The 17,428-nt window shown below is 71.3% G+C and carries 22 protein-coding genes; 15 read left to right on the top strand and 7 right to left on the bottom strand.

Annotation, left to right across the window (positions count from 1 at the left end):
- Positions 1-143 precede the first annotated feature (143 nt).
- The 9 genes from ddaH to BLV39_RS08460 are packed head-to-tail and all read left to right on the top strand — an operon-like array spanning position 144 to position 8,289.
- Positions 144-917, top strand: coding sequence for a dimethylargininase (gene ddaH / locus BLV39_RS08500; protein ID WP_090789062.1), 774 nt, complete (start codon positions 144-146; stop codon positions 915-917).
- A 36-nt stretch (positions 918-953) separates the two neighbouring features.
- Complete coding sequence (locus BLV39_RS08495) at positions 954-3,026, top strand: MDR family MFS transporter (RefSeq protein ID WP_090789060.1); 2,073 nt, start codon at positions 954-956, stop codon at positions 3,024-3,026.
- Positions 3,026-3,925, top strand: a complete 900-nt coding sequence (locus tag BLV39_RS08490; RefSeq protein WP_090789058.1) for an NAD(P)-dependent oxidoreductase — start codon at positions 3,026-3,028, stop codon at positions 3,923-3,925. The genes BLV39_RS08495 and BLV39_RS08490 overlap by 1 nt, the downstream gene beginning before the upstream one ends.
- Before the next feature lie 10 nt (positions 3,926-3,935).
- Positions 3,936-4,367 carry a VOC family protein gene (locus BLV39_RS08485; protein WP_090789056.1) on the top strand — a complete coding sequence of 144 codons (432 nt, stop codon included), beginning with the start codon at positions 3,936-3,938 and terminating at the stop codon, positions 4,365-4,367.
- A 41-nt stretch (positions 4,368-4,408) separates the two neighbouring features.
- Entirely contained in the window at positions 4,409-5,212 is an 804-nt protein-coding gene (locus tag BLV39_RS08480) for a dioxygenase family protein (RefSeq protein ID WP_090789054.1), read from the top strand.
- A gap of 55 nt (positions 5,213-5,267) precedes the next feature.
- A complete protein-coding gene (locus tag BLV39_RS08475; protein WP_239084009.1) occupies positions 5,268-5,657 on the top strand; it encodes a YciI family protein in 390 nt (129 codons plus the stop codon).
- Between the two features lie 11 nt (positions 5,658-5,668).
- Positions 5,669-6,925, top strand: a complete 1,257-nt coding sequence (locus BLV39_RS08470) for an RNA polymerase sigma factor (RefSeq protein WP_090789052.1) — start codon at positions 5,669-5,671, stop codon at positions 6,923-6,925.
- Complete coding sequence (gene tsaA / locus BLV39_RS08465) at positions 6,918-7,322, top strand: tRNA (N6-threonylcarbamoyladenosine(37)-N6)-methyltransferase TrmO (protein WP_090789050.1); 405 nt, start codon at positions 6,918-6,920, stop codon at positions 7,320-7,322. The genes BLV39_RS08470 and tsaA overlap by 8 nt, the downstream gene beginning before the upstream one ends.
- 34 nt (positions 7,323-7,356) lie before the next feature.
- Entirely contained in the window at positions 7,357-8,289 is a 933-nt protein-coding gene (locus BLV39_RS08460; protein ID WP_090789048.1) for a zinc-binding dehydrogenase, read from the top strand.
- Here BLV39_RS08460 and BLV39_RS08455 read toward each other — a convergent pair.
- Positions 8,275-9,045: an SDR family oxidoreductase gene (locus tag BLV39_RS08455; protein WP_090789046.1), complete on the bottom strand. Its 771-nt coding sequence runs from the start codon at positions 9,043-9,045 to the stop codon at positions 8,275-8,277. The two genes, BLV39_RS08460 and BLV39_RS08455, sit on opposite strands and share 15 nt — an antisense overlap.
- An 87-nt stretch (positions 9,046-9,132) precedes the next feature.
- Here BLV39_RS08455 and BLV39_RS08450 point away from each other — a divergent pair, with 87 nt between their 5' ends.
- From BLV39_RS08450 to BLV39_RS08440, 3 genes are all read left to right on the top strand, one after another.
- Positions 9,133-9,837 carry a hypothetical protein gene (locus BLV39_RS08450; protein WP_143049684.1) on the top strand — a complete coding sequence of 235 codons (705 nt, stop codon included), beginning with the start codon at positions 9,133-9,135 and terminating at the stop codon, positions 9,835-9,837.
- Between the two features lie 69 nt (positions 9,838-9,906).
- Positions 9,907-10,515 (top strand): tyrosine-protein phosphatase, encoded by a 609-nt coding sequence (locus BLV39_RS08445; protein WP_090789042.1) that lies wholly within the window; start codon positions 9,907-9,909, stop codon positions 10,513-10,515.
- 60 nt (positions 10,516-10,575) lie between these two features.
- Positions 10,576-11,061, top strand: a complete 486-nt coding sequence (locus BLV39_RS08440) for a hypothetical protein (RefSeq protein WP_090789040.1) — start codon at positions 10,576-10,578, stop codon at positions 11,059-11,061.
- A 46-nt stretch (positions 11,062-11,107) separates the two neighbouring features.
- Here BLV39_RS08440 and BLV39_RS08435 read toward each other — a convergent pair whose 3' ends face one another.
- On the bottom strand, positions 11,108-11,665 hold the full coding sequence (locus tag BLV39_RS08435; RefSeq protein ID WP_090789037.1) for a TetR/AcrR family transcriptional regulator: 558 nt from the start codon (positions 11,663-11,665) through the stop codon (positions 11,108-11,110).
- Positions 11,662-12,084, bottom strand: a complete 423-nt coding sequence (locus BLV39_RS08430; protein ID WP_090789035.1) for an SRPBCC family protein — start codon at positions 12,082-12,084, stop codon at positions 11,662-11,664. The genes BLV39_RS08435 and BLV39_RS08430 overlap by 4 nt, the downstream gene beginning before the upstream one ends.
- Positions 12,085-12,128: 44 nt before the next feature.
- Here BLV39_RS08430 and rnhA point away from each other — a divergent pair, with 44 nt between their 5' ends.
- Entirely contained in the window at positions 12,129-12,590 is a 462-nt protein-coding gene (rnhA, locus tag BLV39_RS08425; RefSeq protein ID WP_090789033.1) for a ribonuclease HI, read from the top strand.
- 24 nt (positions 12,591-12,614) lie between these two features.
- On the opposite strand, the gene BLV39_RS08420 is transcribed toward rnhA, so the two are convergent.
- Both BLV39_RS08420 and BLV39_RS42855 read right to left on the bottom strand, forming a co-directional pair.
- Positions 12,615-13,454 (bottom strand): alpha/beta fold hydrolase, encoded by an 840-nt coding sequence (locus tag BLV39_RS08420; protein ID WP_239084010.1) that lies wholly within the window; start codon positions 13,452-13,454, stop codon positions 12,615-12,617.
- Positions 13,455-13,541: 87 nt separating this feature from the next.
- Complete coding sequence (locus BLV39_RS42855; protein WP_176984813.1) at positions 13,542-13,706, bottom strand: hypothetical protein; 165 nt, start codon at positions 13,704-13,706, stop codon at positions 13,542-13,544.
- 210 nt (positions 13,707-13,916) lie between these two features.
- Here BLV39_RS42855 and BLV39_RS08415 point away from each other — a divergent pair, with 210 nt between their 5' ends.
- A complete protein-coding gene (locus tag BLV39_RS08415) occupies positions 13,917-14,456 on the top strand; it encodes a snapalysin family zinc-dependent metalloprotease (protein WP_090789029.1) in 540 nt (179 codons plus the stop codon).
- Positions 14,457-14,567: 111 nt separating this feature from the next.
- On the opposite strand, the gene BLV39_RS08410 is transcribed toward BLV39_RS08415, so the two are convergent.
- Positions 14,568-15,335, bottom strand: coding sequence for an ABC transporter ATP-binding protein (locus BLV39_RS08410; protein WP_090789027.1), 768 nt, complete (start codon positions 15,333-15,335; stop codon positions 14,568-14,570).
- Entirely contained in the window at positions 15,332-16,243 is a 912-nt protein-coding gene (locus tag BLV39_RS08405) for a TIGR03560 family F420-dependent LLM class oxidoreductase (RefSeq protein WP_090789025.1), read from the bottom strand. The genes BLV39_RS08410 and BLV39_RS08405 overlap by 4 nt, the downstream gene beginning before the upstream one ends.
- Positions 16,244-16,382: 139 nt before the next feature.
- On the opposite strand from BLV39_RS08405, the gene BLV39_RS08400 reads away from it, so the two are divergent.
- Positions 16,383-17,420, top strand: coding sequence for an ABC transporter substrate-binding protein (locus tag BLV39_RS08400; RefSeq protein WP_176984812.1), 1,038 nt, complete (start codon positions 16,383-16,385; stop codon positions 17,418-17,420).
- Positions 17,421-17,428 lie beyond the last annotated feature (8 nt).

Here is a 17,428-nt window from a genome sequence, read left to right as displayed (position 1 = left end):
GCATCCATCGACCGAGGCCGGTCGGGGCTGTCGCTTCCGCGAGCCGCCGCGTGGGCGACCCGGGCTGGTCTGGTGGCTGTTCGTGTTGTGACCTCTAGCGGCGGTGCGTTGCGGTCGCGGCGGGGCGCGCTCAGAATCGGGCAATGATCAGTGGTGGGACGGCGCTGGTTCGGGCGCCTAGTTCGCGGTTGGCCGAAGGCATCGTCACGCACATCGAGCGCACGCCCGTCGACGTCGATCTTGCCCGGCGGCAGCACGACGACTACCGGGCCGCTCTTGCGGGTGCTGGCTGGTCCGTGGTCGAGCTGACACCGGCCGACGACTGCCCGGACAGCGTCTTCGTCGAGGACACGCTCGTGGTCTGTGGCGACCTCGCCGTGCTCACCCGCCCGGGAGCGCCCGAACGACGCCCCGAGATCGCCGGCGCTCGGGCCGCCGCTGAGGCGTTGCTGCTCGATGTGGTCGAGATCGAGGCCCCGGGCACCCTCGACGGCGGTGACGTGCTTCAGGTCGGCGACCACGTCTACGTCGGTGTGGGCGGCCGGACCAACGAAGCCGGCTTCGCACAGCTCCGCGACCACCTGGCCACCAGAGGACGGACCACGACCGCGGTCGGGCTGCACGGCGTGCTGCACCTGAAGTCGGCCGTCACCGCCCTCCCCGACGGGACGCTGGTCGCCCTGCCGGGTCTGCTCGACATCCAAGCCCTGCCGCAGTTGCTCCCCGTCGAAGAAGAAGCCGGCTGCCACCTCGTGCCGCTCGGCGACGAACGCGTCCTCATCGCCGCCTCCGCGCCGCATACCGCGACCCTGATCCACCAGCTCGGGTTCGCACCTGTCGTCGTCGATATCAGCGAGTACGAGAAGCTCGAAGGTTGCGTAACCTGCCTCAGCGTCCTGGTGCCGCCCGTACGCTGAAGATCCAGCGTACGGGGGTGCGAGCGCGTGACGGTCATGGAAAAGTCACCGGACGACGACGTGCGCCGACCCGAACTGTCCCGGCGCCAGATCAACGTCATCTACGGCACGGTCGCGCTCGGGCTGTTGCTCGCCGCGATGGACCAGACCGTGGTCGCGACGGCGTTGCCCACCATCGTCGGTGACCTCGGCGGCGCCAACCATCTGTCCTGGGTGGTCACCGCGTACCTGTTGACCCAGACCATCGCCGCCGCGCTCGCCGGGAAGTTCGGCGATCAGTTCGGCCGCAAGCGGATCTTCCAGGTCAGCGCCCTGATCTTCATCGTCGGCTCGTTGCTGTGCGGCGCCTCGCAGAGCCTGATCTGGCTGGTCTCCTCGCGCGCCGTGCAGGGCATCGGCGCCGGCGGCCTGCTGGTCACCGCCACCGCACTGATCGGCGACGTGATCCCGCTCCGCGACCGCGGGCGCTACCAGGGCGGCCTAGGCGCGATCTTCGGCCTCGCCACGGTGGTCGGTCCGCTGATCGGCGGGCTGTTCACCGACAGCAGCCTCGGCTGGCGCTGGGTGTTCTACATCAACGTGCCGCTGGCCGTCGTGGTGATCCTGGTCGCCGCCCGGACCATTCCGGCGATCACGAACCGCGGCCGACCGGTGATCGACTATCTCGGCATCGTGCTGATCGGCTCGGGCGCGGCCGGCCTGACGCTGGCGACGAGTTGGGGCGGCACGGAGTACGCGTGGAGCTCCCCCGTCATCATCGTGCTGTTCGCCGTGTCGGCGGCGCTGCTGGTGGCGTTCGGGTTCGCCGAGCGCCGGGCCCGCGAGCCGGTGCTGCCGATCCGGTTGTTCCAGTCGCGCGTGTTCGTGGTGTCGTCGGCGCTCAGCTTCTTCGTCGGCTTCACACTGCTCGGGGCGTTCACCTTCCTGCCGACGTACCTGCAATGGGTGCAGGGCGTCTCCGCGACGGTCTCCGGCGTACGCACGCTGCCGCTCGTGTTCGGTCTCCTGGTCACGGCCGTGCTGGCCGGCACCACCGTCAGCCGCACGGGCCGCTACAAGATGTTCCCGATCGCCGGCGGCCTGGTCATGGCGCTCGGGCTCTTCCTGATGTCCCGGATGGGCTCCGGCACGTCGGTGCTGCTCACGTCCGTCTACATGTTCGTGTTCGGCGTCGGCATCGGGCTCTCCATGCAGATCCTGATCATCATCGTGCAGAACACGGTCGCCTACCGCGACCTCGGCGTGGCCACCTCGGGCGTGACGTTCCTGCGTACCCTGGGCAGCTCTTTCGGCGCGGCGGTGTTCGGCACGATCTTCGCCAATCAGCTCAACCACCACCTGACCGACGCGCTGCGGCAGACCGGCTTCATCCCACCGCACGTGCTCGGCGTGCCGACGGCGGTGCACAGCCTGCCGCCGGCCCAGTCCGGACCGATCATCGAGGCGTACGCGCAATCGGTGCACAGCCTGTTCCTCTATGCGGTCCCGGTCCCGTTGATCGCTTTCGCGATCGCCCTGTTCCTCAAGGAGGTCCCGCTGCGCGACATGGCCCGGGCCGCCGCACCGGACCTGGGCGAGGGCTTCGGCATGCCGGAGGCGCAAAGCTCGAACGCCGAGCTCGAGCAGGCGATCTCCCGCGTCTTCCGCAGCGAGGGCCCGGCCGCCGCACCGAGCGTCCTGGCCGCCTCGGGCACCAAGCTGGGTGCCGCGGACGCCTGGTGCCTGGCCCAGATCCACCTGCGCACCCAGTACGCGGGCCCGATCGACCTGGCCGGCATCGGCCGGGCGTACCAGCTTCCCGGCGCCGTGCTGCGCCCCGCGTTCGCCGCGGCCGCCTGGCGAGGGCTGGTCGCCATCGACGACGACGAGTGCCTGAGCCTGACGGGGCCGGGCGAAGAGGCGTACACGAAGCTCGCCGAAGCCTGGAAGACCTGGCTGTTGACCAAGCTCCCGGAACGCGACGGCCAACGCCCCACGCGGGCCGACCTGGACACCGCCCTCAGCCACATCGCCACCCGCCTGGCCGACACCGAAGCCACCCACCCGGACCAGGCGGCCGTCGGCCCGAGCCCGGAACGCGGGCCCCGGGCCGGTGCGAGGATGGGGTGATGAGCGAGTCGACACGGGTGGCGATCATCGGCACCGGGCACATGGGTGGCGCGATGGTGGTGCGGCTGCGCGCCGCCGGCTATCCGGTGACGATCTGGAACCGCACCCGGGAACGGGCCGATGACATCGCCGCCCGCACCGGGGCGACCGTCGCCGGCACGCCGAGGGAGGCCGCCGGCACGTCCGACGTCGTGCTCGTCGCGCTGGCCAACGACGCCGCCGATCTGGGGGCGCACGAGGGTCGCGACGGGATCGTCGCCGGCCTGCGTCGTGGCACGGCGGTCGTCGACACGAGCACCATCGACCCACGCACGACGCTACGGCTCGCCGAGATGGTGCGCGGCGCAGGCGGGGTGCACGTCGACTGCCCGGTGTCCGGCAGCGTGTCCAGCGTCGAGGCCGGCACGCTCGCGGTGCTCGCGGGTGGGGAAGCCGTCGACATCGACCAGGTCCGGCCCGTCCTCGACCACCTCGGCAAGGTGTTCCACATCGGACCGACGGGCACCGGGGCGACCATGAAGGTCGCGATCAACACCTTGCTGATCGCGATCAACCAGGGGCTTTCCGAGGCGTACGTGCTGGCGGAGGCGGCCGGCATCGACCCCGCCACGGCGTACGACGTGTTCCTGGCCGGTGCCACTGGTGCGCCGTACCTCAAGTACAAGCGGAACGTCTTCGAGCACCCCGAAAACGCCGAGGTCGCGTTCTCGCTCGACCTGGTCCACAAGGACGCCGGTCTGGTGCTGGCGTTGGCCGAGCGGACCGGCGTGCCCGTGCCGCAGGCGCAGGCCAACAAGGCCGCACTCGCCGCCGCGCTGGACGACGGCTACGCCGACCGGGACATCAGCGCGATCGCCACCCACCTGCGAGAGCTGCGGACAAGGTCGAGTCGGGGCTAGCTTTGCCGGCATGACGGTCAAGCAGATGCGGTTGGTGGTCGAGGTCGAGGACTACGACGCGGCGGTGGCGTTCTTCCGGGACGCGCTCGGGCTCACCGAAGAGGCGGCGTTCAGCGGCGGCGACGGCGCTCAGGTGATGATCCTGGAGGCGGGTCGGGCCACGCTGGAGCTGGCCAACCCGAAACACCACCGCTACATCGACGAGGTCGAGGTCGGGCGACCCGTGGCACCCCGGTTCCGGATCGCGTTCGAGGTCGACGACGCCGCGGCGGACACCGACAAGCTGGCCGCGGCGGGAGCCGAGACCGTGGCACCGCCGACCGAGACGCCGTGGCGGTCACTCAACGCCCGCCTCGACGTGCCCGGCGACCTGCACGTCACGCTGTTCCAGGAGCTGGACGCACAGCCACCGCACAGCCCGCCGAAAGCGACAGGGCAGTAACGCGACAGAAGGTTGGGCCACCGAACCCAAGGAGGCCACCGATGCACCAGCACGACCAGGGACTCTCGCTCGACCTGCCGACGCTGCTGAGCCGCCGCCGGGTGCTCGGGCTGTTCACCGCGGCCGGTGCGGTCGCGGTCGCCGGCTGCGCGCCCGAGGAACAGGCCACGAGTACCGCGCCACCCGGGCCAGGACAGCCCCCGGGCCAGAGCCAGACCCAGACCGCCGAGGGCGAGATCCCCGTAGAGACCGCCGGTCCGTTCCCTGGCGACGGTTCCAACGGGGTCAACGTCCTCACCGAGAGTGGCATCGTGCGCAGCGACCTCACCCGCAGCTTCGGCACGGCGTCCGGGGTGGCGACCGGCGTGCCGTTGACCATCGCGCTGGCGGTGGTCGACACGAGCGGCAGCCCACGCCCCGGCGCGGCGGTCTACCTGTGGCACTGCGACCAGCAGGGCCGCTACTCGCTCTACTCGAACGGCGTCGAGCAGGAGAACTACCTGCGCGGCGTCCAGGTCGCCGACGCCGCCGGCAAGATCACCTTCACCAGCGTCTACCCGGCCGCGTACGACGGGCGCTGGCCGCACATCCATTTCGAGGTCTACGCGACCCTGGCGAAGGCCACCGGCGCCAGCGACAAGCTGCGCACCAGCCAACTCGCCCTGCCCGAGGACGCCAGCGCGAAGGTGTACGCCACCAGCGGCTACGAACAGAGCGTGCGCAACATGGGCAACACGTCGCTCGAGACGGACATGGTGTTCAGCGACGGCTACTCGCTGCAACTGGGCACCGTCACCGGCGACGTCGAGCAAGGGCTGACCGTCACTCTTTCGGTACCGGTCTAGAAAGTTCTCGCCGCGATGTCGATTGCGGTGGAGTCGTTCGTCGTCAGGATGAGAGGTGGTCACCGACCACCGCCTGCTCAAGGGAGAGAACCCCATGCGCTACCTGTTGCTGATCTACAGCGAGGAGAACCGCGGGACGCCGGACCCGGCCGAGGCGGAGAAGGTCATGAACGAGTACTGGGCCTACTCCGAGGCGATCGAGAAGGCCGGCATCGGCAAGGGCGGCGACGCGCTGCAGGAGTCCGCGACCGCGACCACCGTGCGTGTCAAGGAAGGCCAGCGGACGGTCACCGACGGCCCCTTCGCCGAGACCCGCGAGGTGCTCGGCGGCTTCTACCTGATCGACGTGCCCGACCTGGACTCCGCGATCGAGTGGGCCGAGCGCTGCCCCGGCTCCAAGTACGGCTCGGTCGAGGTCAGGCCGGTCATGGAGTTCGGCGAATAGACGGTCCGCCGATGGGTACGGGCGCCGCCTCCGTCGAGGCCGTCTTCCGCGAAGAGTGGGGGCGGCTGCTGGCGGGGCTCGTCCGTACCCTCGGCGATCTCGACCTGGCCGAGGAGGTCGCGGCCGACGCGGTCGCCTCCGCCGTGGCCCGCTGGCCGAAGGACGGCGTACCCGATCGCCCTGGTGCGTGGCTCCTCACCGTGGCCCGGCACCGTGCCGTCGACCTGCTGCGGCGCGACAAGGTGTTCGCGGCGAAGTTGGCCCTGCTCCAGGTCGAGGCCGATCGCCGCGACAGCCCACCGCCGATCGACCCGGTGTGGAGCGACGACGCGCCCGACGAGCGGCTGCGGCTCTTCTTCACCTGCTGCCACCCGGCGCTGGGGCTCGACGCCCAACTCGCGTTGACCCTTACCTGCCTGGCCGGCCTGACCACCCCCGAGGCCGCCCGGGCGTTCCTGGTGCCGCCGGCCACCATGGCGCAGCGGGTGGTGCGCGCCAAACGCAAGATTCGGGACGCGCGGATCCCGTTCCGGGTGCCGTCCGCGACAGAGCTCCCCGACCGGTTGCCGGCCGTGCTCCAGGTGGTCTACCTGATCTTCACCGAGGGGTACGCGGCGACGGGCGGCAACAAGCTGGTCCGCGCGGACCTGACCGACGAGGCGGTCCGGCTGGGCCGGATCCTGCACCGGCTGCTGCCGGCCGAGCGCGAGGTGACCGGGCTGCTCGCGCTGATGCTGCTGGTCGACGCGCGCCGGCCGGCCCGGGTCGACGGGAACGGCGACCTCGTGCTCCTGGAGGACCAGGACCGGGAGTTGTGGACGGTCGACAAGATCACCGAGGGGCGGCGGCTCGTCGTCGAGGCACTGACCGGTGGGCCACCCGGCCCGTACGCGCTCCAGGCCGCCATCGCCGCCGTGCACGACGACGCCGCGTCGGTCGCGACCACCGACTGGCCGCAGGTGGTCGCGCTCTACGACGTGCTCCGCACGGTGGCGCCGTCGCCGCTGGTCGAGCTCAACCGCGCGGTCGCGGTGGCCATGGTGGACGGTCCGGAGGCGGGGCTGGTGCTGCTGGACGAGCTCGCCGCCGACCGCCACCTGTCCTCTTACCACCTGCTACCGGCCGCCCGCGCCGACCTGTTGCGCCGCCTGGGCCGCACCGCCGAGGCGGCCGAGGCCTACCGGGCGGCGCTCGCGCTGGTCGGCAACGAGCCGGAGCGCGACTACCTCGCTCGCCGCCTCGCGTCCCTAGGATCGCCAGATGTTTGAGCTCTCGCCCATCGGGGTCGTCTCCTCCGCACTCACCGACGCCGCGTCCGCACCGAAACAGGGCGACGAGGGCGCACCGGACGCCTGGCTGCACTTCGACCCGGCGGTCGCCGACGGTCTCGCCGACCTGGCGCCCGGCCAGGAGGTCCTGCTGCTCACCTGGTTCGACCGGGCCGACCGAGGGGTGCTGAGCGTGCGCCCGCGCGGGGCCGCCGACCGGCCGTTGACCGGCGTGTTCAGCACCCGCTCCCCCGACCGCCCCAACCCGATCGGCCTGCACCGGGTCACCGTGCTCGAAGTCGACGGCCGGCGAGTCAAGGTCAACAACCTGGAAGCGCTCGACGGTACGCCGATCGTCGACGTCAAGCCGGTCCTCGGCGGTGTCGGCGAGCGTTGACCTCAACCCACGTTGAGGTGTGATCCTTCGTCGTATGCGAGTCGTGTGGTTGACCCGGTTCGGCGACCCATCCGTCCTGGTGCCCGGTGAGGCACCTGACCCCGAGCCCGCGGCCGGCCAGGTCCTGGTGGACGTGGCCTACGCCAACATCACCTTCATCGAGACGATGTTCCGGGCGAAGGGCTTCGGCCCGTTCAAGGGCGAGTTCCCGATGGTGCCCGGCAACGGAGTCGGCGGTGTGGTCACCGCGGTCGGCCCGGGCGCGGACCCGGCGCTGGTCGGCACCCGCGTGGTCACCTCGACCGGCGGCTCCGGCGGATACGCGTCGCGAGTGGCGGTCGACGCGGAAGGCCTGGTGCCCGTGCCCGACGGGCTCGGCCTGGACACGGCGGTGGCCCTGCTCGCCGACGGCCGCACCGCGCTGCTGCTGCTCCGCAAGGCGGCACCGAAGCCCGGCGAGCGGGTGCTGGTCGAGGCGGCCGCCGGCGGGGTCGGCACGCTGCTGGTCCAGCTCGCGAAGGCGGCCGGCGCGACGGTCACGGGCGCGGCCAGCACCGCCAAGCTCGGCCACGTCGGCGCGGACCGGGCCGTCGACTACACCGCACCCGGCTGGGCGCACGGCGTCGGCCCGCTGGACGTCGTCTTCGACGGCGTCGGCGGCGAGGTCGCCCGCGCGGCCTTCGCGCAGCTCGCACCGGGCGGCCGGATGCTCAGCTACGGTCTGTCCAGCGGCGCCTGGTCCGACGTCACAGACGACGAGGCCGCAGCGCGCGGCGTGACACTGATCCGCGGCGTGACGGGCACACCCGAAGAGCTGCGCGCGCTGTCCGCGGAGGCGCTCCGGCTCAGCGCCCAAGGCCAACTTCGCCCGGTGATCGGGCAGCGCTTCCCCTTGGAGCGCGCCGCCGACGCCCACACGGCGATCGAGGCGCGCTCCACAGTCGGCAAGACGCTATTGGTCCCTTAACCACTCGGCGAAGGTCGGGCCGCGCAGGACGGCGCCGGGTCCTGGCAACTGGCCCGAGCCGCGCATGGCCCGACCCGCCTTGCCGGGCAGCCACAGCGGGACCACCGTGCGGCCCAGGCCGCGGTGCCGCACCAGTTGCCGGGCCAGGTCGGGCAGCCGCTCGACGCGGGGTCCGCCGATGTCCGGGACCCGGCCGCGCGGCCCGTCCTCGACCACCTCGGCCAGCGCCGCGCCGACCTCGGCGGCCGCGATCGGCTGCGTCACCATCTGCGGCACGAGCGCGAACCGCCCGACCGCCAACTGGCCCATGACCTGGCCGGCGAACTCGTGGAACTGGGTCGCCCGCAGGACCGTGGCCGGCACCGGCCCGCCCAGGACCGCCTCCTCCTGGGCCAGCTTGCCGCTGAAGTAGCCCTGGGGCACCTTGTCGATGCCGACGATGCTCAGCACCACGTGGTGCTTGACGCCGGCCGCCTCGGCGCGCCGGCCCAGCAGCGTGGTGGTGTCGGTGAAGTAGCGAACCGCCGCCGCTCGGGACATGGTCGCGACGTTGGCGCAGTCGACCACGCAGTCGACGCCGGCCAACGCCTGGTCGAGTCCGGCTCCGGTGGTGAGGTCGCCCTGGAACGCCTCGGTGCCGGCCGGGCCGGCCGTGCCGCCGCGGCTGAGCACCGCGACCTGGTGGCCGCGCTGGAACAGTGTGCTCGCGGTGGGTCGCCCGACCACGCCCGAGCCTCCGATGACTAGTACGCGCATGAACTCACGACGAGGCGGCCACCCGGAAACGTGACGGCGGGAACCGGCCGACCGGTGTGCGGCTCGTCACCACCGGAGGTGGCGAACATGTCGAACACTTTGCGCCGCGCCCTCGCGGCTATGACGGCGGCTCTGCTCGCGGCGATGGTCGGCGCGATCGCCGCGCCGGGCCCGGCCCATGCCGGTGGCTGGGCGGCGACCGTCCTTGAGCCCATGCCGGCCCAGCTTCAGGCGCACCAGACGTACACCGTGGGCACGTGGGTGCTCCAGCACGGCTTCCATCCGTACGAAGGTGATCTCAGCGAGGTCGCGTTGCAGCTCATCGACAGCAAGGGCACGGCGACGAAGTTCGCGGCCGTGAAGCTCAAGGAGCCGGCGCACTACGCGGTCTCCCTCGTGCTGCCACACGACGGTCCGTTCACCGTCGTCGGGATCCAGGGCTGGTTCGCCCCGTACGAGGTCGGCACGATCAGCGCGAAAGCCGGCCTCAGGCAGCTACCGGGCGTCGTCGCGCCGACGAAGGACCAGCTCGCCGAGTACTGGCCTGGACCGGTCAAGCCGCCGGTTCTGCCGGTCGACCAGAACCGCGACCCGTTCACCGCGGCCGCGCCCGCGGCGGTCACCGACGTCGACCCACCGGTCGCCATCGACGCGGAGCCGGTCGCCAACACCGCGCCGTCCGGACCGCAGCCCTGGCTGCTCGCGCTGGCGGCCGTAGCGGCGCTCTTCGTCGCCGGCACGGTCCTGTTCGGGCGGTGGCGGATCCGCGTCACCCGGCGCGGCACCGCGTAAACCGGATCGCCGACGCTTGCCTCCGTGGGGGATCATGATCCATATCCCCCACGGACAGGAGCCGCGACCATGATCCTCGACTGGCCGGACTGCACCAACGTGCGCGATCTCGGCGGCCTCGCCACGACCGACGGCCGCCGGGTGCGACCCGAGGCACTGCTCCGTTCCGACGGCCACCACAAGCTGACCGCCGACACGGTCGCGGCCATCCGCGCCGGTGGCGTGCGGCGGATCGTCGACCTGCGCTGGGCACACGAGAACGCCAGGTGGCCGAGCCCGTTCGCCGCGGACCCGTTCTACCTCAACGTCCCGCTGCTCGGCGACGCCGACTACGAGATCGTGCCGGACAGCTACTCGGCCCTGCTCGACCACAACCGGCCCCAGGTCGGCGCCGCCTTCCGTGCCGTGGCCGAGGCACCGCCGGGCGGCGTCGTGGTGCACTGCCACGAGGGCAAGGACCGCACGGGCGTGCTGGTCGCGCTCCTGCTGCTGGTCGCCGGCGTGGCCGAGGACGACATCGCCGACGACTACGCGCTGACCGCGGACGTCCAGCGGATACTCATGGTCAACACCCTCGACCACCTGCGGCAGGCGTACGGCGGCGTGGCGAAGTACCTGGCCGACTGCGGCGTCGACGGCGCCGCGCTCGCGGCGGCCCGGTCGCGCCTGCTGGAGTAGGCCCGGTCGCGCCTGCGGGAGTAGGCCCGCCGCGCCGGCCGGCCCGGTAGCCTGACCCGCATGGAGACCGCCGCCCTGACCAGCGCTTTCCTCGTCGGTGTCGCCTCCGGCGGCCGCAGCATGACCGGTCTCGCGGCGGTCGCCCTGACCACCCGCCCGGGCACGTCGTCGATCTACCTGGACCGCGCGGCCAGCAATCCCGGCCGCGCGCTGCTGACCGCGGGTGCCGCCGCCGAACTCGTCGGCGACAAGCTGCCCGGCACCCCGAGCCGGCTGATGCCGCGGTCGTTGGCCATCCGGATCACCAGCGGCGCGCTCGGCGGGGCGGCGTTGGCGCTGCGGACCCGCGGCAACCCGGCGCTCGGCGCGCTGTGCGGCGGTGTGGGCGCCGTGGTCGGCAGCTATGGGGGCGCGTACTGGCGGCGCTGGGCCGGCACCGAGCGGGTCACGGCATTCGTCGCCGCGGTCGCCGAGGACCTCCTCACCGCCGCCACCGCGGTGGCCGCCTCCGCCCTGGCTCCGCAGCGGCAACCCGAGCGGCGTTAGCAAGGGTCCCTTCCGCTGCGGAAAGCGTTAACAAGGGACCCTTGCTTCAGCTCAGGTCGCGGCGGGCCAGTTCGCCGAAGAGGGTCATCGCCGCGTCCACCTCGGCGCGGTCGCCGCTCATCAGCAGGTCGAGCCCGAGGCCTCGGGTCACCGCGAGCCCGAGCCGGGCGTGCGCCCGCGCCCGGTCACCATCGGCCCCCGCGCGCCGGAACAGCGAGATCAGCGGCTCCTCCCAGGCCCGGATCACGGACTCGCGGAAGGCCGCCGTCCATTCCCGGCCGTACAGCGCCTGCACGTAGATCTCGAAGAACAGCCGTTGCGCGGGCAGCACCTCCGGGCTGGTCAGGTGGGCCCAGAAGGCCGCGGACACGGTGAAGATGTCGGCGTCGCCGGTGACCAGGTCGGCGAGCAGCGCCCGCTGCTCCGCCTCCATCCGGCCGACCACCTCGGCCAGGAGCCCGTCCCGGGAGCCGAAGTGGTAGATCAGCATCCGGTGGCTGGTGCCGGCCTCCGCGGCGATCTCGCGCAGGCTCAGGTGGCTGAACCCGTGCCGGCGCACGACCTCGAAGCAGCGGTCGAGCAGCGCGTCGCGGGAGGCACTCACGCGGCTTCGCTCGCCGCCTTGAGGCCGGCCGCCTCCAGCTCGAGATAACGCCGGTTGCGCCGGCCGAAGACCAGGTTCAGCAGCCCGGCCAGGGGTCCGGTCTGGTGCAGCTCCAGCGTGATCCGGGTCGAGCCGTCCGGGTTGGCGTCGATCACGTGACGGCCGACCGTGCGTACCCCCGGCGAGTGGTTCGTCCAGGAGAACTCCGTCTCGTCGGCGAAGGTCGTGACCTCCCACACGAGGGGCGCCATGCCCGGCTGTTTGATCCGGGCCCGGCTGCCGAGCCGCAGCGGGCCGTCGTCGAGGCGTTCGACCGACGTCATCGACCGCGTCCAGCGTGGCCAATCGGTCACATCACGCAATGCCGTCCAGGTCGCGGCCCGGGAAGCCCGCGCCTCGGTGCTCGTCGTCAGCATCATGTACCAGATGGTACATGCGCGTCAGCATCGCGTAAGGTGCCCGCATGACCGTGGACATCTGGACGGACGGCGCCTGCAGCGGCAACCCTGGGCCGGGCGGCTGGGGCGCGTTGCTGCGCTACGGCACGGTCGAGAAGGAGATGTGCGGCGGCGAGGCGACGGCTACCACCAACAACCGGATGGAGCTCATGGCGCCGATCAGCGCGCTGGAGAGCCTGACCCGGCCGTCAGTGGTCCGGCTGCACACCGACAGCGTCTACGTGCGCGACGGCATCACGAAATGGCTGCCGAAGTGGAAGGCCAACGGCTGGCTGACCTCGGCGAAGACGCCGGTGAAGAACGTGGACCTGTGGCAGCGCCTGGAAGCGGCACTGGTGCCGCACGAGGTGAGCTGGTTCTGGGTGAAGGGCCACTCCGGCCACCCCGAGAATGAGCGCGCCGACGGCCTGGCCGGCCGCGGCCTCCGCGAGGCCCGCGACGGCGCCGCCAGCCGGCCGGCCCCGTAGGGCGCGACCGGCCGGCGACAGCGGTCACGTCGCGGAGACGTGCCTGACCGCGTCGAGGATGACCTCGGTGACCTCGTCGGGCTTGGTGATCAGCGACAGGTGGCCGGCGTCGACCTTGGTGACCGCCGAACCAGCCCGCTTGGCCATGAAGAGTTGCTGGGCCTTCGGGATCACCTGGTCCTGCGTGCCGACCACGTACCAGGACGGAATGGTCTTCCAGGCGGCCGGCCCCGACTCCTGGTTGCTGGCGGTGGCCACCAACGGTCGTTGGCTGGCCCACAGCACCCGGGCCTGCTCCACCGGCACGCCGTTGGCGAAGCCGGTCAGGAAGACCTCCTCCTTCAGGTAGAGGTCGGCGTCGCCCTCGGGCGCATCCGGGAACGGCACGAAGTCGAAGACCAGCGCCGGGTCACCGGCGAGGACCGAGTCGGGGCCGACCAGGTCCACCACCTTCTCGCCCTCGTCGGGTGCGAACGCGTCCACGTAGACCAGTGCACGAACGTTCGTGTTCCCCTCGGCGGCGTTCGTGATCACCGCACCGCCGTACGAGTGTCCGACCAGGACGATCGGACCCGCGATGGTGGAAAGGAAGTCGGCGATCGTCTCGCTGTCACCGGGCAGGCTGCGCAACGGGTTCGGCGGCACGCGGACCGGGTAGCCGGCCGCCTGCAACCGGGCGGTCACGCCGTCCCACGAGGAGCCGTCGGCCCAGGCTCCGTGGACCAGCACGATCGTCGGCTTCAGCGGATAGGCGTCCTCGGCGGGCTGGGCCACGACGGCCGCCGGCCAGGCGAGCAGGGCGACCGCGACGACCGCGAACAACAGGGGGAACCGTCGCCGCAGGGCGACCAGGATTCTCTTCAACAAAGCCTCCGTGGGTTCAGGGCACGGGCACCGGCCCGCATTCAATAACGCGGCTTATGCCCTAAATGTCACGGAGACCCTCGCGCCTTACCGACCTCCGCCGACCGCCCACTCCACGACCGGCATCACCGGCACCGGCGAGTAGTCGGCCACCACCGGCAGCCGCCCCAGCACCCCACCAGCGGTCATCCCCAACAGCGCCAGCAGCAGCAGGCCCGCCATCCTGATGCCCACTGTGGATCGTGCACCCATCACCGCTCCCCCAGTCGAACGCGCGGAACCCTCGACAACCACTCTTCCGGCCCGGCCACGCTGGGTCACTGCCACAGGTACCCCAACCCGGGGTAGTGCCCGCCCTACCATCCCCCGGCGGTAGGTGCCTGCCGGGATGGTCATCAAATCGATGCAGCTCGATAGGATGAGTGCCACCGATCCGTTCCGCTCCCACGAGGAGGCCCCCCGATGGCCCTACGCCGCAGACTGTCCACTCTCGTCCTGATAGCCGCCGCGCTGGTCGGCGTGCAGCTCGCCACCGCCGGCGTCGCCCAGGCCGCGGTCCGGGTGCTGTACTACGACGCCAGCCAGTCTCAGGAGTTCGTGTCCGTGGTGCGCCAGGGCGCGGCCAACTGGAACAGCCGGGTCACCAACGTGCGCCTGGAGCCGGTGCCCGCCGGCCGCACGCCCAACATCCGGGTCTACGCCGACAACGGCTGGCCGCGCACCTACACGACCTCGCTCGGCAACGGCTACTGGTACATGGGCCGCCAGGCCGTCAACCAGGGCTACTACCAGCCGCGAATCTCCACACACGAGTTCGGCCACATCCTGGGGCTGCCGGACCGCCGAACCGGGCTGTGCGCCGACCTCATGTCGGGCAGCAGCGCACCGGTCTCGTGCACCAACGCGTTCCCGAACAGCACCGAAGCGGCCACAGTCAACAACCGCTTCCGCAGTTTGACCACAGTCCCGGCGCGAGAGTTTGTCTGGCAACCCGGGGTTTAGAAGAGCAGAGAACCTTGGTCCCGGGTCCGCCGGGGGCGCGACCGTTGCTCCCGCCGGACACCGGGCCGGGCCCTAGGGGGCCCGACCCTGCCACGTTCGCGGTGGCAAGACCTAAAGAACGACACTCTCCCGGCGCATGAGCAGGTCGTGGAGCTCCGCGCGGGCCGCCACTACCTGGTCCAGTTGGGCCGTGCGGCCCAGGGAGCGCGGGCGCGGGATGTCGATGTCGAGGACGTCGACGATCTGGCCCGGCCGCGGGCTCAGCACGACCACCCGGTCGGCGAGGAGGACGGCCTCGTCGATCGAGTGGGTGACGAACATGATGGTCGCTCGGTTCTCCATGTGGATGCGCTGCAACTCGGTGGAAAGGTCTTCGCGGGTGAGCGCGTCGAGAGCGGAGAACGGCTCGTCCATCAGCAGGACCCGCGGGCCGGACAGCAGCGAACGGCAGAGCGCCACCCGTTGCTGCATGCCGCCCGACAGCTCGTGCGGCAGCCGCTTCTCGAAACCCGCCAGCCCGACCATCTCCAGCAAACCGAGCGCGCGCTCGCGCAGCGCCGCCCGCCCCAGCTTGAAGATCTCCGCCGGCAGCAGCACGTTGTCGAGCACCGTGCGCCACGGCAGCAGCGCCGGACGCTGGAAGAGCATCGCGATGTCCTGCCGCGGCTTGGTGACCCGCTCGTCGGCGACCTGGATCTCGCCGTAGGTCGGCGGGAGCAGCCCGGCCACCAGCCGCAGCAGCGTCGACTTGCCGCAGCCCGACCGGCCGACCACCGCGACGAACTCGCCCTCGGCGATCTTCAGGTCGATGTCGCGCAGCGCCTCGACCGAGCCGGAGCGGCCGGTGAACACCTGCGACACACCGAAGAGCTGGATCATCCCGCCACCTGCGGCATGACCTCACCGGCGATCAGGTCGAGATGGTCGAGGTCGGCCAGGTCGGCGATCCGCAGGTAGGCGCGCTCGGCACCGAGGGCGGCGAACTGACCGAGATAGTCGACCACCTCGTCGACCGACCCGTACGCGCCGGACGCGGCAGCCCGCACCGGCGGGCGCAGGATGGCCGCCCGCCGCTCGACCGTCGCCGCGTCCCGCCCGCACGCCACGGACACACACACCGAGCGCCGCACGGTCCGGCCCTGCTTCGCCGACTCGGCGTCGAGCCGGTTGAACAGCTCCTTGGTGTCGGCGGGGCTGGCGAACTGCACGTTGTATTCATCCGCGTAGCGGGCGGCCAGCCGCGGGGTGCGGCGTGGCCCCTTGCCTCCGACGATCACCGGTGGATGGGGCCGCTGGGTGGTGTGCAGGGCCGGTGCCCCGGTCAGCGTGTAGTGCTTACCCGCGTGGTCGAACCGATCCGGCGCGGTCCATAGCCCGGTGACGATCGCCAACTGTTCGGCCAGGCGCTCGAACCGCTCGCCGACCGGTGGCAGCGGGATGCCGAACGCCGCGTGCTCCGCTTCGTACCACCCGGTGCCGAGCCCGAGCTCGACCCGCCCCGCGCTCATCTCGTCGACCTGGCTCACGACCACCGCGAGCGCGCCCGGCGACCGGAAGGTGGCCGCGCTCATCAGCGAGCCGAGCCGGATCCGGGTGGTGTCGCGGGCCAGACCGGCCACTGTGGTCCATACGTCGGTCGGGGTGTGGTCAGGCGGCCCACCGAGCGGCAGATAGTGGTCGGGCCGGAAGAAGCCGTCGAAGCCGCAGGCCTCGGCATGCCTTGCCAGGCCAAGGATGTCGGCGTAGCTCGTGCCTCCCTTGGTGGAGGCGAAGATCCGGAGAAACATCGACGCCAGGTTATCCCTTGGTGCCTCGGATGGATAGATGTACGGGCTGTTGCCAAACGCCGGGTTTCCCCTAGGGTGATGCGTCGTCCCCCGCCCAATGTGTGTCAATCCTTCGATGCCACGAAAGGGACCTCACGTTATGCGAACCCTCCGCGCGGTGGCCGCCGTAGGTGCAGCGGCGTTGCTGCTGACCATGGCCGCCTGCTCCGGCTCCGACGACAAAGCGCCCGCCAGCAACTCCCAGGACGCCGCCGACAAGCCACTGGACAAGGTGGTCTACATGAGCGGCTTCGGCCTCTTCGGCCGAGAGTCCTATGTCTACGCCGCCATCGACAAGGGCTACTTCCGAGAGGCCGGCCTGGACGTCGAGGTCAAGCCCGGCCTGGGCACCAACGGCAACCTCAAGGCACTCAGCGCCGGCGCGGTCCAGTACGCCTCGATCGACCTGACCGGCGCGTTCCTCGAGTACGGCCGCCCCGGCGGCATCAACGACTTCACCATCGTCGGCGCCGTGCAGCAGCGCTCCCTGACCGCGCTGATGGCGCTGGAGGAGAGCGGCATCAGCACGCCCCGCGACCTGGAGAACAAGACGATCGGCGCCCAGCCCGGCTCGGTCAACCAGGTGCTGTTCCCGACGTACGCCCGACTCGCCGGCATCGACGCGGCGAAGGTGAAGTTCCAGAACGTCGCGCCGCAGCAGCAACCGCAGCTACTGGCGTCCAAGCAGGTCGACGTGATCACCCAGTTCCCGGTCGGCAAGCCGGGCGTGGAGCGCGCCGCCGGCGGCAAGAAGGCGGTCGTGCTGCCGTACACCGACGTGATCACCGACCTGTTCGGTGGCGCGATCGGCGTCTCGAAGAAGACCGCACAGGAGAAGCCCGACCAGGTCAAGCGGTTCATGTCCGCGCTGCTCAAGGGCCTCTCGGACACGATCAGCAACCCGCAGGAAGCGGGCCAGATCTACGCCAAGTTCGAGAAGACCCAGCCGGCGCCGGTCGCCGCGGCCGAGATGACGCTGATGCGGCCGTACGTCGACCTCGGCACCGGTCTCGGCCAGATCGACCAGGCCCGGGCCGCCCGCAGCATCGCGATCCTCCAGGGCGCCGGCGCGATCCCGGACGGCCTCAAGCCGGAAGACGTGATCTCGTTCAACCTGATTCCGAAGCCGTTCGCCTGACCACTGTG

Source organism: Asanoa ishikariensis, from assembly GCF_900107455.1.
Taxonomy (GTDB): Bacteria; Actinomycetota; Actinomycetes; order Mycobacteriales; family Micromonosporaceae; genus Asanoa; species Asanoa ishikariensis.
Note: the sequence above shows the minus strand (reverse complement) of the source record. Positions and strands in the feature narration are given on the sequence as shown.